The organism is Streptococcus mitis ATCC 6249 (assembly GCF_000146585.1).
In the GTDB taxonomy this organism is placed as follows: domain Bacteria; phylum Bacillota; class Bacilli; order Lactobacillales; family Streptococcaceae; genus Streptococcus; species Streptococcus mitis_AZ.
Map to the genome: position 1 here is coordinate 1203501 of NZ_GL397179.1, position 15546 is coordinate 1219046.

Here is a 15546-nt window from a genome sequence, read left to right on the forward strand (position 1 = left end):
TCTCATCCCTAGTTCAACTAGGAAAAAATATAGAAATTAGGTAGCTAGATGTCATCAAAGGTTATTGTTACAATTTTCGGTGCGAGTGGAGATTTAGCTAAACGCAAACTCTACCCTTCCCTTTTCAGACTCTATAAATCAGGCAATCTCTCTGAGCATTTTGCTGTTATCGGAACAGCTCGTAGACCTTGGAGTAAGGAATATTTTGAATCTGTAGTTGTCGAGTCCATCCTTGATTTGGCAGATAGTACCGAGCAAGCCCAAGAGTTTGCTAGTCATTTCTACTATCAAAGCCATGATGTAAATGATACTGATAATTACATCGCTTTACGTGAATTACAGGCTGAGCTTGATGAGAAATACCAAACGGATCACAACAAACTCTTCTTCCTATCAATGGCTCCTCAATTCTTTGGTACTATTGCCAAACACCTCAAGTCTGAAAACATCGTTGACGGTAAAGGCTTTGAACGTTTGATTGTCGAGAAACCTTTTGGTACAGACTACGAAACTGCAAGCAAGCTGAATGAGGATCTTCTAGCAACATTTGATGAAGAACAGATCTACCGTATCGACCATTACCTAGGTAAAGAGATGATTCAGAGTATCTTTGCTGTTCGTTTTGCCAATATGATCTTTGAAAATGTTTGGAACCGTGAGCACATTGATAATGTGCAGATTACCTTCGCTGAGCGCTTGGGAGTTGAGGAACGTGGTGGCTACTATGATGAATCTGGTGCCCTCCGTGACATGGTTCAAAACCACACTCTCCAGCTTTTATCACTTTTAGCCATGGACAAGCCTGCCAGCTTTACAAAAGATGAGATTCGCGCTGAGAAGATTAAAGTATTTAAAAATCTCCACCAACCAAGTGAGGAAGAATTAAAAGAACACTTTATCCGTGGTCAATACCGTTCTGGAAAGATCGATGGTAAGAAATACATTTCCTACCGTAGCGAGCCAAACGTTAACCCTGAATCTACAACAGAAACCTTTGCCTCTGGTGCTTTCTTTGTAGACAGCGATCGCTTCCGTGGCGTTCCTTTCTTCTTCCGTACTGGTAAACGCCTGACAGAAAAAGGCACTCATGTCAATATCGTCTTTAAGCAAATGGACTCTATCTTTGGTGAGCCTTTGGCACCAAATATCTTGACCATCTACATCCAGCCAACAGAGGGATTCTCTCTCAGCCTCAATGGTAAACAAGTAGGTGAAGAATTTAACCTGGCGCCTAGCTCTTTAGATTATCGTACAGATGCTACCGCTACTGGGGCTTCTCCAGATCCATACGAAAAGCTAATCTACGATGTCTTGAACAATAACTCTACCAACTTTAGCCACTGGGATGAGGTGAGTGCTTCTTGGAAATTGATTGACCGTATCGAAGAGCTCTGGGCTCAAAATGGAGTTCCACTCCATGACTACAAGTCTGGAAGCATGGGACCACAAGCTAGCTTTGACTTACTTGAGAAGTATGGAGCCAAATGGACCTGGCAACCAGATATCGCCTATCGAGAAGATGGCCGTTTAGAATAGCAAAAATATCCTGCAAGATTAACTTGCAGGATATTTATTTTGTATTAAATCAAGCCCTCTAAAAGACCCTTCATAAAGTTTTCTGAGTTAAATTCCCCGATATCGTCGATTTTTTCACCAAAACCAATCAATTTTACTGGGATATTGAGTTCTTCACGGATAGCCAGAACAACACCACCTCGGGCAGTTCCGTCAATTTTTGTCAAAACAATTCCAGTCAATGGTGTTATCTTAGAAAATTCCTTAGCTTGTACCAAGGCGTTCTGTCCAGTTGAAGCATCGAGTGCCAGGAAAGTTTCATGGGGTGCCTCTGGAACGACACGTTTGATAATGCGACCAATCTTTTCCAACTCGGCCATGAGGTTGTCCTTGTTTTGCAGACGGCCTGCTGTATCAATCATGAGAATATCAATTCCTTCTGCTACGGCACGTTCCATCCCATCAAAGACCACACTTGCTGGATCCGCTTTTTCAGGCCCCGTTACAACAGGAACATCCACACGACGTCCCCATTCTGCTAGCTGGGCAACGGCACCAGCACGGAAGGTATCCGCAGCAACCAGCATGACTTTCTTGCCAGCTTGTTTGTAGCGATGAGCTAATTTTCCAATAGAAGTTGTTTTCCCAACACCGTTAACACCAACAAAGAGCATAACTGTCAAGCCATCTTGGAAATGGATTTGTTCATCGTAGTTGCCATCCTTTTCGTAGAGCTCAACCAATTTCTCGATAATGACACGGCGAAGTGCATCAGGTTTCTTAGCATTTTCTAATTTGGCTTCATAGCGAAGCTCTTCGGTTAGGTTCGAAGCGACTTGCACACCGACGTCACTCATGATGAGCAGTTCTTCTAATTCCTCAAAAAAGTCTTCATCGACAGAACGGAAGTTGGCAAAGAAGGCATTCAAGCGTGCTCCGAATCCCGTACGCGTTTTCTTGAGACTGCGGTCATATTTTTCCTGAACCGTTTCTTCAACTCGTAGATATTCTTCTACCACTTCAAAAGCTTGCTCTTCTCCAGCTTCTAGAGATTCTTGGCTCTCTTCTTCGAAAAATTCTTCAAGCTCTTGGCTTTGCTCTGTCTCATCAACTTCTAGCTCAACCTCTTCCTGAGCAGTTTCTTCGACTGCTTCTGGTTCAATAACTTCTTCTGTTGAGACTTGAGGAATTTCTTCTTGAGCAAGTGTTTCTTCTACTTTTTCCCTTGTTATCTCTTCCTGACTTGTTACTTCGATAACCGTTTGGTTTTCTTCAATCTCTTCTGACAAATCAATATTTTCCAGAGCTTCTTTCACAATATCTTCGATTTTCGGCTCTTCTTTTTTCCCGAATAAACGGTCAAATAATCCCATATTCTAATTCTCCTTTAGCACGTATTCTTCAATAGCCCAGGCAACGGCTTCCTCGTCGTTGGTCATGGGAGTAACGACATTAGCAACTTCCTTAACTGCTGGAACTGCATTTTGCATGGCAACTCCCAGACCTGCCCACTCAATCATAGAAAGGTCATTGGCCTCGTCCCCACAAGCCATGACTTGACTTTGGTCGATACCCAAGTGTTTAATTAATTTCGCTAACCCTGTTGCCTTGTGGACGTTTTTCGGCGACCATTCCAATAAGAGTTCACGCGATTTGAAGATTTCATATTGATCAAATAAGTCTGGAGAAATCTTTTGAATGGCCGCATCCAAGGGATCTTGGGGGAAGGCACTCACACATTTATTATAAGTTATCTGACTAGATAGCTCTTCAAAAGCGACTGGCACGAAAGTCAGGGATGGATTAAACTTAGCATAGAGACTTTCTTGGTCCGACTGGATTTGATAGACTGTTCCTTCTGAAATGGCATCTAACGGCAACCCTAGTTTTTCAGTTTCCTCGTACAATCGTGCCACATCGTCGATTGAAAAAACTGTTTTATCGAGAATCTCGCCCGTATTCTTCTGAACAAGCCCTCCATTAAAAGTTATGGTGTACTCATCCTCATGTCCATCTGTTCCCAACTCCTTGAGAAAGAAATCCATAGCCTTCAGAGGACGTCCTGTTGTCAGTACGACCTTGATGCCACGATCACGCGCAGCTTTTAAGACTGCCTTAGTTCGATCTGTCAGCTTTTTATCCGTTGTCAGTAAGGTACCATCCAAATCGAGTGCAATCAATTTAATATCTGCCATTACAAGCCCTCCATATAAGCCATGACTGACTGGTCCTTATGGTGGCCAATCACTGCTTCTGCTAATTCTAAAATCTCTGGTCGCGCATTTTCAGGAGCGATTGGGTGTCCCACAACCTGCATCATGTGAAGGTCATTGAGATTGTCGCCAAAAGCCATAACCTGATCCATGGTCAGAGCAAGTTTTTTGGCTAGCTCAACAATAGCCACACCCTTATCAACATAGTCCAAGACAATATCAATGGATTCAAAACCAGTGGTCATGGCTTTCACACCAGGAACATTTTCGTTGACCCAGGCCTCTCCAGCTTCTATCGTTTCTTCAGTAAAGTTAGTAGTGAATTTAAAAATCTCATCTGTGATATCTTCTAAACTCGCTACTTTTTGAATATTTTCATTGTAGTGACGGCTAAACATCAGATAGGTCTCATCCACTGTATCCAAAACATAACAAGCTTTTTTCCCTGTCAGAAGCATTTTTCTTTCATCAAAATAGGGTGATTTCTTTAAAGCTTCAAAAGTGCTCAAGTAAAAGTCCCGAGACATCGTAGATTCGTACATATTTTCCCCATGAAACTCAACGTAGCTGCCATTTTCAGCTATAAAAATCACTTCGTCACGCACATCCGCAAATAGCTTTTTAAGGGACAAGATACCACGACCCGAGGCCACAGCAAAATAAATCCCCTTTTCCTTGTAGGAAACAAGTACGTTTTTGAGGCGTTCCATATCAAACCGACCCTCTCCATCCAGAAAGGTTCCATCCATATCGGTTGCTACAAGTTTAATCATAAAATCCTTCATACTCCAATTGATAAATCTATCTCCTATTATACCATAGATAAGTTTAAAAAGGTCCAGTACAGTAGGATAGCACTACTTTTTCGGAGAAACTTCAAAAGGCTTAAAAATTAGAATCGTAGAACTTTTTTCAGATAGTTTAAAAAGTTTGTATTCCCCTACTCTTTTCTCTATAATGAAAAGAAAGGAGATGACTATGACAGAAATAAAACATGAAATTGATGCAAACTTTGCAGGCCGACTCAATATCCTACGAGCGGGCGTTCTCGGTGCCAATGATGGGATTATTTCCATCGCTGGAGTCGTTATCGGAGTTGCCAGTGCGACCAGCAATATCTGGATAATCTTTTTATCTGGACTAGCCGCTATCCTCGCTGGTGCTTTTTCTATGGCAGGTGGCGAATATGTCTCTGTATCCACTCAGAAAGATACGGAAGAAGCCGCTGTCGCTAGAGAGCAATTACTCTTAAATAAAGACATGGAATCTGCAAAACAATCCCTCTATGCTGCTTACCTTCAGAATGGTGAGTGTGAAACGTCCGCCCAACTCTTGACCAACAAAGCCTTTTTGAAAAATCCTCTTAAAGCCTTGGTCGAAGAAAAGTATGGAATCGAGTACGAAGAGTTTACCAACCCTTGGCATGCTGCGATCTCTAGCTTTATCGCCTTTGTACTGGGAAGTCTTCCTCCTATGCTTTCGATCACCGTCTTTCCAAGCGACTATCGCATTCCTGCTACTGTTCTTATCGTAGCCCTTTCCCTTCTTATTACGGGCTATACCAGTGCTAAATTAGGAAAAGCTCCTACGAAAACTGCTATGATCCGTAACCTCTGTATCGGACTTCTCACCATGGGCGTAACCTTCCTATTGGGACAACTCTTTAGTATCTAAGATAAAAGAAATACCTCGATGAATTTCGAGGTATCTTTTTTACATTTGTACAATCTTGCGATAGCTTCTTGAAGTAATCATAAAGATTAAGACGTAAACGATGAGGAAGATGGCACAAATGGAAAGTGTAACAGTCAACATCATGGTTGCATCGAGCACGCCAATGACTTTTAGGATGAGGCTAAGCATATGATAGGCAAAAGCAAGGTGTAGAAAGGCAAAGAGCAATGGAAGGAAGAAAACAGTTAGAACCTGTTTGTTAATCGTTTGCTTGATTTGCTTTTGATCGAGTCCGACCTTTTGCAAAATGATAAAGCGTTCACGGTCTTCATAGCCCTCAGAGATTTGTTTGTAATAGATAACGAGGACTGTTCCAACCATAAAGATGATAGAGAGGAAGATACCGATGAAGAAGACACCTCCATAGAGGGCACTGATTTGTGCACTGCTATCAGCCAGATTGCTTCCGTATACATAGCTTCCCTCTTTGTTTAATTCTCTATTAAAGTTATTAAGGAATTTTGAAAAATCATCAGCGAGTTTGAGCTGTTCTTCCTCACTAGCTGTTACATTCATACCGCCATAAAGTTGATCAAAGAGAGAGGAATCCGGATATTGATCAATAAAAGCTTGCAGATTAGGCACAACAAGATAATTGTAGTCAGATGTGAGAATGTTAAACTGATTTGGCACATGTTCCAGAACGAAATCATTTTTAATTTCTTCTTTAACAGTGTAAGTCTGGTCATTTAGAGTGAGTTCTTTCTGCCCTTCAAGCACCTTATTCTTAGTAAACAAGCCGACTTCATTGCCTGAAAGGGAGAGTTTTTGACCAGTCATGATTTCATAGTCTTTTTGATCAAAGACCATGAAAATGGTTTTCGGTTGGACAAAGTTATTCCCCTTTTTAAAGATACGGAGTTTGGTTCCATCTTGACTCTCGATGCCAAAATTGCTGTGACGAAAGACTTCTTTTTTGGTGACAGTTAATCCCTTATCGCTAGCATACTGACTCAAAAGTTTATCTAAATCTTCTTTATCAACATTTCGCCCTGAAATTCCAAAATCATGTGGATTCATGAATTTCTTGAAGGTTTCTGAAGCCTTGAAGATACTAGTTGCAGCAGACATGGTCACCAAGACCATGGTTGAAAGAATGGCAATCGTCGCAAGACCAACCGCATTTTTCTTCATACGGAAGATGAGATTGGATACGGAAATCATGTTGTTGGGTTGGTAATAATAACGCTTGTTTTTCTTCAAGATTTGTAGGAATACTGTAATCCCTGCATTAAACAAGAGATAGGTACCAAAGATTACCAGCAAGACTGCTACAAAGAAAATTATGAGTGCAGTTAAAGGATTTTCAACTGTCACTGCTAGGTAGTAGCCAGCTCCCATACTAATCAAACCTAGAATGGTCTGAAGGCTTAAGAAACGTCCTTTTTTCTCACCACTGGCCTTCTCACGAGAGAGCTGTAGGGCATTCATGCGTGCAATCCGAAAGGCATTGATAAAAACCAAACCTAGGAAAATAGCTCCAAAAATAAGGGTAACTAGGATAAAGACACTTGGTTGGAAGGTCGCTACGAGCTCCACCTCCATATTCATTAGCTTCAGAAGCAGAGCAAAGATGAGCTTATCAAAGAGAGCTCCTAAGCCAAGTCCAGCTGTCAAGGTTAGGGAGCCAAATATAAGAAGCTCCTTAAAGACCATGCTGATCAAATGGCGTTTTTCTAATCCTAACATGCCATAAATCCCTAGTTCTTTGGAACGGTTTTTCATGACGAAACTATTTGCATAAAAGACGATGATAGCCGAGGCAATAGTGACAATCACCATACCAAGACCGAGCGTCATAGAGATAGTCTCTCCTCCTCGAATCTTGCCAATATTAGGATTAAGTGTCAATGAGTAAAAGAGATAAGTGATGGTCACAGCTAAGAGAACTGCTAAAGCAAAGGGATAGTAGAGTTTGCGGTTTTTGATTAAGTTCGAAACCGCTAACTTATTGGTCAATCGAAACATACTAATTCACCTCGCTTGCCATAACAGTCAAGGTATCAGAGATTTCTTGGAACATCTGACGCTCTGTCTTGTCTCCACGGTAGATTTGGTTGTAAAGAATGCCGTCCTTGATAAAGAGAACTCGCTTGGCCCTGCTGGCTGCTGCCGTTGAGTGGGTTACCATAAGAATAGTTTGACCGCGTTCATTGATTTCATCAAATACATCGAGTAAGGCTGCAGATGACTTGGAATCAAGGGCTCCTGTTGGCTCATCCGCAAGGAGAATTTCAGGTTCGGTGATAATAGCGCGTGCTACTGCTACCCGCTGCTTTTGACCACCTGATATCTCGTAAGGGTACTTCTCTTGCAATTGGTTGATGCCCAAATTTTCAGCGGTTACTACCAATTTCTTCATCATCTCTGTGATAGGTTTTCGTGATAAAACTAGCGGAAGCAAGATATTGTCCTTGACAGACAGGGTATCTAGCAAGTTAAAATCTTGGAAGACAAAGCCCAACTTCTCACGACGAAAACTCGAAGCCTGAGAATTCTTAATAGTGGCTGTGTCTGTTCCGTTGAGGTAAACCTGCCCGCGAGTTGGTTTATCCAGCATAGCTAGAATGTTGAGCAAGGTTGATTTCCCAGAACCAGACTCCCCCATGATGGCAACATAGTCACCCTTCTCTACAGTAAAGTGAATATCTTTGAGTGCTTCTACTTGGTTGCCTTGGAAACGTGTTTTATAGATTTTTTGAACGTGTTTTACATCTAAAAGTGTCATGATTTTCTCCTTCTTAATATCCCATCATTTGAAACTGTGCTTGCATCATAGCGCATCCCAGTTGAACACGCTCGATATCTTTTTGACTTGGTTTTCTTCTTTTCTTTTGTAAAATTCTTTTCATTGTTTTGCTCCTTTGTTCTTTATGAATCTAGTTTATCGCAAAAAAAGACAGCCTGCCATAACCTAACCTTACAAAAGAGACTTTAATCTTACATTTTTGTAAGATAGAAAAAAATTTAGAAATTTCACTAAAAGTATTGTACCATAAATGGTAAACAAGAAGAAAACCCTTGAGGATGCAAGGGTTAAAAGTTATTCATCTTTTTGATCTCGTCTAGAAATGATGAATTTATCAATGAAGAGAAAATGAAAAAGAAACAAAGGAATTGCTAAAAGACAACCTTCTTCTGAAAAATCCTGTTTCGTTAAGTGGTATAAGTAATTATTGGTTGACAGAAAACTAGTAATCAAAATAAATAAAATCCAGAACACATCCGTCCATTTATAGTTTTTAAAGTATTTTCTAAGCATGCTAATACCTTCTCTTCTCTTGTAGTAATGTAGCAAAACTTTTGTTATCGTAGATTTACCTCACCAAAACCAGCCATCATTGTCATTAATGGCTTGGGCTTCCTTGCGTTTGCGTGGTCCTGTTCCGTACATTTCGGCTTCAATCTCTTCCTTAGTTGGTAGGATAGAGGCAAGGATGATGTAAATAATCACACCAATTCCAAAATTTGCTACGGTAAAAATGGCAAAGAGAAAGCGGACTAGGGTTACATCAAAATTCCACTTGTCTGATAGACCAGCTAAAACTCCTGACACCATACGATTTCGTCTCATTTTATAAAATTTTGTATTCATGATTATTTCCTCTTTCGGTATTCTTACAAGTAGTATAGCATGAAACGGAACCAAGAACATCAGTCCTTAGGCCGATTTGTGATGACGAGTTTACCTCGACAAACTCCACAGCGATAGCGTTTGGTATCAATCCTTCTCTTACGCTGATAACTTTGCTGGCAAGATTGGCACTGATAGACTAGGTAGGCACTTTGAGATTGTGTTTTCAAGCGTGGTACATAGCGCAGTCCATCCACTTCTTTCAACAGTTCTTTAAAATCTCGGTCCTTATGTCGATAACCCTTTTTCTGAAAATAAAGGTGATAGTGACAGAGTTCATGGCGCACGGTTTTTCGAAATACTTCCAAACCTAGTTCATTATAAACCTTGGGATTAAAGTCCAAATGCCCATCCTTGGGGAAAAATCGTCCACCTGTCGTTCGCAGACGAGAATTCCACTGGGCTTGGTGGGTAAAAGGTCTACCAAAGTCTTCGAGGGAAACAGACTGAACGTACTCAGTCAGTTTCATCTGGAGCTAGGAGCGACAGATTAACTTTTTCACGTTCAGTATCGATTTTCTTGACCCAAACCGTTACCAAATCTCCGACTGACACCACTTGGCTCGGATGTTTAATAAATTTACGACTCATATGGGAAATATGAATCAAGCCGTCCTCGTGAATCCCGATATCAACGAAGGCACCGAAGTCAACGACATTACGCACTACACCTTCCAGCTTCTGGCCGACAACAAGATCCTTGATATCCAGAACATCTTGACGGAGAACAGGTGCATCAAAAGAGTCACGGAAATCACGACCTGGTTTGAGAAGGTCAGCAATGATATCTTTAAGGGTTTCTGGACCGAGGTCTAGTTCTTGCGCCATTTCCTTGACAGAAAGGGACTTAAGCTTATTTTGTGCTTCTTCATTCAAGTCCTTGATATCCAAGCGTTTGAAGAGTTCCTTAACCGCAGCATAATTTTCTGGATGAACTCCTGTATTATCGAGGATATTGCTACTTTCAGGAATACGGAGGAAACCTGCAGCTTGCTCAAAGGCCTTGGCACCCAGACGGGGAACCTTCTTGATTTGAGCGCGTGAAGTGATTTTTCCTTCTTCCTCACGGTATTTGACAATATTTTCAGAGATGGTTTTATTGAGTCCAGCTACGTGGGAAAGAAGAGCTGGGCTGGCTGTATTGACATTGACACCGACTTGGTTAACCACCGTATCGACAACAAAGTCCAGACTTTCAGACAGTTTCTTCTGACTAACATCGTGCTGGTATTGACCAACACCGATTGACTTGGGATCGATTTTTACCAATTCAGCAAGGGGATCTTGCAAACGACGGGCGATAGAGATAGCCGATCGTTTTTCAACGGTTAATTCTGGAAATTCCTGACGGGCAAGTTCGCTGGCAGAGTAGACAGAAGCTCCACTTTCATTGACGATAACATAGCTGACTTCTGGAAAATCTTTCAGAATTTCCGCAACAAAGGCTTCACTTTCCCGACTGGCCGTTCCGTTTCCGATGGCAATGATTTCCACACCGTATTGACCGATCAGGTCGGCCAAGTCTTTCTTGGCTTCTTCAATCTGACGAGCTGAGGCTGGTTTAACAGGATAGATGACTTGAGTCGTCAGCATTTTCCCTGTCGCATCAACGACTGCCAGCTTGGCACCTGTACGAAAGGCAGGGTCAAAGCCTAAAACCACGCGCCCTTTTAGCGGAGCAACCAAGAGGAGATTGCGCAGATTATCCGAAAAGAGTTGGATAGCCCCTTCTTCTGCCTTCTCGGTTAATTCTGTCCGAATGCGGCGCTCGATAGCAGGCAAGACCTTTTTCTTAACTGACTGTTGAACAACTTCATCAATATAGGCATTTTTCACCTTGAAACGAGCAGCAAAGAAAGCTAGGATACGATCCGTTGCATGTTCAAATCCAACTTTCAAGATTCCTAATTTTTCCCCACGGTTGAGGGCTAAGGTTCGATAGCCCTGCATATTGCCAACTGTCTCTGAAAAATCATAATAAATCTGAAAAACTTGTTTTTCATCAAGACTTTCATCCTTGACCTGCGAAGTGATTTTAGAGTGTCTCAGCACTTCCTGATAGGTCATAGCACGTAGATTGACATCTTCGGATAGGGCTTCTACCAAAATATCAACTGCCCCAGCCAAGGCTTCTTGACCAGTCGCAAATCCTTCACAGACAAATTTCTCAGCCTCTTTCTCTAAATCCCCAACATTTTGTAAAATCAAGCGTGCGAGAGGAAAGAGTCCAGCTTCGCGGGCAATGGTTGCTTTGGTCCGACGCTTTTCCTTGTAGGGTAGGTAAAGTTCTTCTACGTCTGCTAGTTTTTCGGCAGCTAAGATAGCTTCTTCCAATTCCTTTGTTAGCTTACCTTGTTCTTGAATCTTAGCCAAGACAGCTTCCTTGCGGTCATTGAGATTAGTCAGGCTTTTATCCATGTCGATAATAGCCTTAATCGCCACTTCATCCAGACTACCAGTCATGTCCTTCCGGTAACGCGCGATGAAGGGAATCGTCGCCCCTTCTGCCGTCAAACTTAGAACAGTATCGATTTGCTTTAAGGTTACACCCAAATCTTGGGAGATTTTTTCATATTTGTTATCCATAAACCTATTATACCATAAGGAACAAAGCTTGTTTCACCTTACCTGTTTTTACCTCTTTGATTCTCAAAATAAAAATAATCCCTTTTCCGCAAAATAATAGTATAATAGAGGTAACATTTAGAAAAGAGGTAGGCCCATGGCTGTTAAATTTACAAAAACGGATAACTTGGACAAGATGTTTGAAGAGTTTGCTAAACTTCCTGATTTAACTCAGGTTACATTTCCAGATAACAATGATAAAAAAGAAAAAGTTGAGAAGAAACAATAGATGACACTTTTCCAATCTCTTCCTCCTAGTGTATTACAAGCGGGAGCTATTTTTCTCTCCATCATCATCGAAGCCCTTCCTTTTGTTTTGATTGGGAGTCTCATTTCGGGCTGGATTGAAGTCTATATCACACCAGATAAAGTCACTGAGTTTCTCCCTCGCAATCGTTGGGGGAGGATCTTTTTTGGTACCTTCATCGGCTTTCTCTTTCCCTCTTGTGAGTGTGGAATTGTCCCGATTATCAATCGTTTTTTGGAAAAGAAGGTCCCCAGCTACACGGCTCTTCCCTTTCTGGTGACTGCTCCTATCATCAATCCTATCGTTCTTTTCGCTACCTATTCTGCCTTTGGCAATTCCTTAAAAATTACCATCTTGCGAGCTCTGGGAGCCATTGTGATTGCTTTGGTTTTGGGAATTTTTCTAGGATTCTTCTGGAAGGAACCCATTCAAAAAGAGAATCCTATTACTTGTCATGAACATGACTTTTCACACTTGACACCTGCTAGAAAAGTGTTTCAGGTCTTTATACAGGCTATTAACGAGTTTTTCGATATGGGGCGTTACCTGGTCTTTTGCTGTCTCTTTGCAGCTATCGTGCAAGTCTATGTCCCGACTCGGATCTTGACCTCTATCAGCGCAAGTCCAGTAATTGCGATTCTCTTGCTCATGTTTCTAGCTTTTCTCCTCTCTCTTTGTAGCGAGGCGGACGCCTTTATCGGAGCTTCTCTCCTCTCGAGCTTTGGTCTAGCACCAGTCCTTGCCTTTCTGGTCATCGGACCCATGCTTGATATCAAAAATCTCCTCATGATGAAACACTACTTAAAGGCCAACTTCATCTGGCAATTCATGGGCATTGTGACAGTGTTTGTCTTGCTTTATTCTTACATGATAGGAGTGATGCTATGATTCGATTTATCATTTTACTGGGCTATTTTGTCCTAACTCTTTATCTGAAGCTATCTGGCAAGCTTAGCCACTACATCAACCTCCACTATTCCTATCTAGTCCATATCTCAATGGTCCTTTCTCTTCTGTTGGCTCTGGTCCAATTCTACATCTGGATTAAAAAAATCAACTCTCACAGCCATATGGAAAGTCGTCAAGCTAGACAAATCAGCATCCTGTTACTGTCACTACCTCTGTTGATTGGAGTTGCCTTTCCGACAGTAAGTTTGGACTCAAGAACCGTATCTGCCAAAGGCTATCATTTCCCACTCTCTGAGGGAATCGACACAGCTATTCAGGCAAGCGAAGGTACATCTAGTCAATACCTCAAACCCGATACCAGCACCTATTTTTCCAAGTCTGCTTATGAAAAGGAAATGAGGACAACAGCTGATAAATACCTATCCCTGCCAACCATTCAGGTTACAGATGAAAACTATATGGAGGTCATGGAAGTTCTCTATGACTATCCACAAGAGTTTGAAGGAAAGCAAATCGAGTTTACAGGCTTTGTCTATAACGATCCTAGTCATCCAGATAGCCAGTTCCTCTTTCGCTTTGGAATCATCCACTGTATCGCAGACTCTGGTGTATATGGACTCTTGACCAAAGGAAACTCACGCCAGTATCCTGACAATACCTGGATTACCGCTAGGGGAACCCTGACCCTCCACTACCATAAAGAACTCAAACAAAAACTCCCAACACTGGAAGTTGAGAGTTTCACCAAAGTAGACAAACCAGAAAATCCTTATGTTTATCGTGTGTTTTAATAAAAAGAGGCAATATCAGAGTTTCTGCATTACAGAATTCTAATATTGTCTCTTCATTTTTTTCTTATGCTCATTTCAATCCAGAATACTATCTTACTTTTTGATATTTTCTATGACAGAATGTTGAGAAACCCATTTAGAATAGCTTGTCATTTTTTCATCAGTTAAAGTTTCTACCGCTATAGTCATACACATATCAACCGCTTCTTCCTCACAATCATATTTAACGCTGAAGGACTAACTGTTTGAATTTGCTCATTTGGAGAATACCGTTGAATTGCTAAAGCATTGATTTTTTCAATTTGCTTTTCTGTTAAATAGATTATCATTTTTCCACCAAAGCTTTGAAAACATCATCGTATTCATCAAAAATTGTATCCAATTTTAAGTCAAAGGCATCATCAGAGACATAAGAGACCTGATGGTCCAATTCTTCAGGAGTAAAGATAATTTCACCGCTTTGTAACAATTTCGCTTCGTATTTAACACCACTTGGAATATTGAATTCGCTTGGAATCGTAATGGTGATTGAATTTCCTTGTTTTCTTGTTTTTACGACCATCTGATTTCCTCCTTTGAAGTATTATAATAAATAACTACGGTAATTACAATGATAGTGCAAAACTGCTATCTCATCCCAAATCTTAACCGAAATACCCCTGCATAAGTGATTTTTTAGGATTTGCATTTCCTTCAGTCCACAGCATTTCCCACAGCTGATCAATTTTATTTTTTAATTCGCCTGTAATCATACTAGTCTCTTTTCTTTGGTTTTTAAAGTTATGAATATCACTATTTTAACAGATTTTCAATCAAGCTTCAATTATGTTTCTCTCTATAAAAATTTCTTTCAAAAATAAAAAAGCAAACGCAAAATATGGTTCACTTTTTTAACTCTTCTATTCTCCATCCTTCCAGTTCCGAGCAATTTCTTCGTCTTTCTGGAGTTGGTCTACTAGCTCGTCGATGGAGTCAAATTTGACCATATCTCGGACACGGTCCAGCCAGTAGACCATGACGGTCTCACCGTAAATATCGTCTGAAAAGTCGAAAATATTGACTTCAAAACGCGGTTCTTCTCCATCAAAAGTAACATTTTTGCCAACGCTCGCCATGCCACGATATCTTTGACGTTGCACCTCGACATCGACTACATAGACACCATCTGCCGGCATATAGGTTCGATCTCGTAAAACTAAGTTTGCTGTTGGATATCCGATAGTACGCCCTCGCGCATTTCCGTGAACGACCATGCCACGGGTTGGGAGAGGTGTGCCTAGTAGATGGTTGACTTCCTTGACATCTCCATCAAGAATAGCTTTGCGAATCCGTGTGGAACTGATCTTGCCCTTCTCGTCCTCGACCGGAGGAACAATGATAATCTCTCCATCAAAATAGTCCTTCAGGTCAACCGCGGTTTTCTTATCTGAGCCAAAGGTGTAATCAAATCCTGCTACGATAATGGCTGGTTTTAAAGCTCTAACATAGGTATCAAAGAATTCTTGACCCGTTAAACTAGCAAATTTGCTACTAAAGTCCAGTAAGAAAAGAGCCTCTACTCCGTGCCACTTCATCTTGTGCTCCCGTTCCTCATGATTGACGATATGGAGCATGAGCTCAGGTTGGTAAGGTTGTAAGGCAAGTTTTGGCGACTCTGTAAAGGTCATCACGACAACTGGCAGATAGTCCTTCATTGAAGCCTTACTGGCCACTTCAAAGAGTTTCTGATGCCCCTTGTGGATGCCATCAAAATAACCTAGTACAAGGACTGTTTTACCCGGTACTGCAATATCTTTTTCGTTCTTAATAGGTACTGTTGTAATCATGAAACTATTATATCATAGAGAAAGCCTTTTCGCTAAGAGGAAATCCCAAATG

At 41.2% G+C, this 15546-nt stretch carries 15 protein-coding genes and 1 pseudogene; 5 read left to right on the top strand and 11 right to left on the bottom strand.

The genetic code is table 11. From position 1 onward, the window contains the following. The first annotated feature begins 48 nt into the window (after positions 1–48). Entirely contained in the window at positions 49–1536 is a 1488-nt protein-coding gene (zwf, locus tag HMPREF8571_RS07625; RefSeq protein WP_000096098.1) for a glucose-6-phosphate dehydrogenase, read from the top strand. Between the two features lie 44 nt (positions 1537–1580). On the opposite strand, the gene ftsY is transcribed toward zwf, so the two are convergent. Genes ftsY through HMPREF8571_RS07640 form a run of 3 tightly spaced genes read right to left on the bottom strand, consistent with a single transcriptional unit; the run spans position 1581 to position 4501 of the window. Further along, on the bottom strand, positions 1581–2888 hold the full coding sequence (gene ftsY, locus HMPREF8571_RS07630; RefSeq protein WP_000522274.1) for a signal recognition particle-docking protein FtsY: 1308 nt from the start codon (positions 2886–2888) through the stop codon (positions 1581–1583). A gap of 3 nt (positions 2889–2891) precedes the next feature. After that, positions 2892–3710 (bottom strand): Cof-type HAD-IIB family hydrolase, encoded by an 819-nt coding sequence (locus tag HMPREF8571_RS07635; RefSeq protein WP_000763421.1) that lies wholly within the window; start codon positions 3708–3710, stop codon positions 2892–2894. Further along, positions 3710–4501, bottom strand: a complete 792-nt coding sequence (locus HMPREF8571_RS07640) for a Cof-type HAD-IIB family hydrolase (RefSeq protein WP_025168455.1) — start codon at positions 4499–4501, stop codon at positions 3710–3712. The genes HMPREF8571_RS07635 and HMPREF8571_RS07640 overlap by 1 nt, the downstream gene beginning before the upstream one ends. Before the next feature lie 205 nt (positions 4502–4706). On the opposite strand from HMPREF8571_RS07640, the gene HMPREF8571_RS07645 reads away from it, so the two are divergent. Then, positions 4707–5402, top strand: a complete 696-nt coding sequence (locus HMPREF8571_RS07645; protein ID WP_000136044.1) for a VIT1/CCC1 transporter family protein — start codon at positions 4707–4709, stop codon at positions 5400–5402. A gap of 39 nt (positions 5403–5441) precedes the next feature. Here HMPREF8571_RS07645 and HMPREF8571_RS07650 read toward each other — a convergent pair whose 3' ends face one another. From HMPREF8571_RS07650 to HMPREF8571_RS07675, 5 genes are all read right to left on the bottom strand, one after another. After that, positions 5442–7430, bottom strand: a complete 1989-nt coding sequence (locus HMPREF8571_RS07650; RefSeq protein ID WP_000489363.1) for an FtsX-like permease family protein — start codon at positions 7428–7430, stop codon at positions 5442–5444. 1 nt (position 7431) lies between these two features. Further along, positions 7432–8190, bottom strand: a complete 759-nt coding sequence (locus HMPREF8571_RS07655; RefSeq protein WP_000173369.1) for an ABC transporter ATP-binding protein — start codon at positions 8188–8190, stop codon at positions 7432–7434. A 594-nt stretch (positions 8191–8784) separates the two neighbouring features. After that, on the bottom strand, positions 8785–9057 hold the full coding sequence (locus HMPREF8571_RS07665) for a PspC domain-containing protein (RefSeq protein ID WP_001092798.1): 273 nt from the start codon (positions 9055–9057) through the stop codon (positions 8785–8787). A 59-nt stretch (positions 9058–9116) separates the two neighbouring features. Next, the gene (locus tag HMPREF8571_RS07670; protein WP_000778615.1) at positions 9117–9566 is read right to left on the bottom strand and encodes a SprT family protein; all 450 of its coding nucleotides are present in this window, start codon (positions 9564–9566) and stop codon (positions 9117–9119) included. After that, on the bottom strand, positions 9553–11682 hold the full coding sequence (locus HMPREF8571_RS07675; protein WP_000369220.1) for a Tex family protein: 2130 nt from the start codon (positions 11680–11682) through the stop codon (positions 9553–9555). The genes HMPREF8571_RS07670 and HMPREF8571_RS07675 overlap by 14 nt, the downstream gene beginning before the upstream one ends. A gap of 136 nt (positions 11683–11818) precedes the next feature. Between HMPREF8571_RS07675 and HMPREF8571_RS11500 the strand changes: the two genes are divergently transcribed. The 3 genes from HMPREF8571_RS11500 to HMPREF8571_RS07690 are packed head-to-tail and all read left to right on the top strand — an operon-like array spanning position 11819 to position 13668. Further along, positions 11819–11950: an SPJ_0845 family protein gene (locus HMPREF8571_RS11500; protein ID WP_000268702.1), complete on the top strand. Its 132-nt coding sequence runs from the start codon at positions 11819–11821 to the stop codon at positions 11948–11950. Further along, positions 11951–12856 carry a permease gene (locus tag HMPREF8571_RS07685; protein ID WP_000171952.1) on the top strand — a complete coding sequence of 302 codons (906 nt, stop codon included), beginning with the start codon at positions 11951–11953 and terminating at the stop codon, positions 12854–12856. Continuing rightward, the gene (locus HMPREF8571_RS07690; RefSeq protein ID WP_000617759.1) at positions 12853–13668 is read left to right on the top strand and encodes a TIGR03943 family putative permease subunit; all 816 of its coding nucleotides are present in this window, start codon (positions 12853–12855) and stop codon (positions 13666–13668) included. Before HMPREF8571_RS07685 ends, HMPREF8571_RS07690 begins: the two co-directional genes overlap by 4 nt. 93 nt (positions 13669–13761) lie before the next feature. Here the strand turns inward: HMPREF8571_RS07690 and HMPREF8571_RS11115 are convergent. The 3 genes and pseudogenes from HMPREF8571_RS11115 to HMPREF8571_RS07700 form a co-directional block, all read right to left on the bottom strand. Then, positions 13762–13997: pseudogene (locus HMPREF8571_RS11115) on the bottom strand (hypothetical protein). After that, the gene (locus HMPREF8571_RS07695; protein ID WP_000260608.1) at positions 13994–14230 is read right to left on the bottom strand and encodes a hypothetical protein; all 237 of its coding nucleotides are present in this window, start codon (positions 14228–14230) and stop codon (positions 13994–13996) included. The pseudogene HMPREF8571_RS11115 and the gene HMPREF8571_RS07695 overlap by 4 nt, the downstream one beginning before the upstream one ends. Positions 14231–14567: 337 nt before the next feature. Beyond that, positions 14568–15494: a bifunctional riboflavin kinase/FAD synthetase gene (locus tag HMPREF8571_RS07700; RefSeq protein WP_000633646.1), complete on the bottom strand. Its 927-nt coding sequence runs from the start codon at positions 15492–15494 to the stop codon at positions 14568–14570. Between the last annotated feature and the right edge of the window lie 52 nt (positions 15495–15546).

Excerpts from the sequence above, each read along its gene's own strand:
- HMPREF8571_RS07645 (WP_000136044.1), top strand. The coding sequence starts at position 4,707 with ATGACAGAAATAAAACATGAAATTGATGCAAACTTTGCAGGCCGACTC.
- HMPREF8571_RS07690 (WP_000617759.1), top strand. The coding sequence starts at position 12,853 with ATGATTCGATTTATCATTTTACTGGGCTATTTTGTCCTAACTCTTTAT.
- HMPREF8571_RS07650 (WP_000489363.1), bottom strand. The coding sequence starts at position 7,430 with ATGTTTCGATTGACCAATAAGTTAGCGGTTTCGAACTTAATCAAAAAC.
- HMPREF8571_RS07635 (WP_000763421.1), bottom strand. The coding sequence starts at position 3,710 with ATGGCAGATATTAAATTGATTGCACTCGATTTGGATGGTACCTTACTG.
- HMPREF8571_RS07665 (WP_001092798.1), bottom strand. The coding sequence starts at position 9,057 with ATGAATACAAAATTTTATAAAATGAGACGAAATCGTATGGTGTCAGGA.
- HMPREF8571_RS07640 (WP_025168455.1), bottom strand. The coding sequence starts at position 4,501 with ATGATTAAACTTGTAGCAACCGATATGGATGGAACCTTTCTGGATGGA.
- HMPREF8571_RS07700 (WP_000633646.1), bottom strand. The coding sequence starts at position 15,494 with ATGATTACAACAGTACCTATTAAGAACGAAAAAGATATTGCAGTACCG.
- zwf (WP_000096098.1), top strand. The coding sequence starts at position 49 with ATGTCATCAAAGGTTATTGTTACAATTTTCGGTGCGAGTGGAGATTTA.
- HMPREF8571_RS07695 (WP_000260608.1), bottom strand. The coding sequence starts at position 14,230 with ATGGTCGTAAAAACAAGAAAACAAGGAAATTCAATCACCATTACGATT.
- HMPREF8571_RS07670 (WP_000778615.1), bottom strand. The coding sequence starts at position 9,566 with ATGAAACTGACTGAGTACGTTCAGTCTGTTTCCCTCGAAGACTTTGGT.
- HMPREF8571_RS07675 (WP_000369220.1), bottom strand. The coding sequence starts at position 11,682 with ATGGATAACAAATATGAAAAAATCTCCCAAGATTTGGGTGTAACCTTA.
- HMPREF8571_RS07685 (WP_000171952.1), top strand. The coding sequence starts at position 11,951 with ATGACACTTTTCCAATCTCTTCCTCCTAGTGTATTACAAGCGGGAGCT.
- HMPREF8571_RS07655 (WP_000173369.1), bottom strand. The coding sequence starts at position 8,190 with ATGACACTTTTAGATGTAAAACACGTTCAAAAAATCTATAAAACACGT.
- ftsY (WP_000522274.1), bottom strand. The coding sequence starts at position 2,888 with ATGGGATTATTTGACCGTTTATTCGGGAAAAAAGAAGAGCCGAAAATC.
- HMPREF8571_RS11500 (WP_000268702.1), top strand. The coding sequence starts at position 11,819 with ATGGCTGTTAAATTTACAAAAACGGATAACTTGGACAAGATGTTTGAA.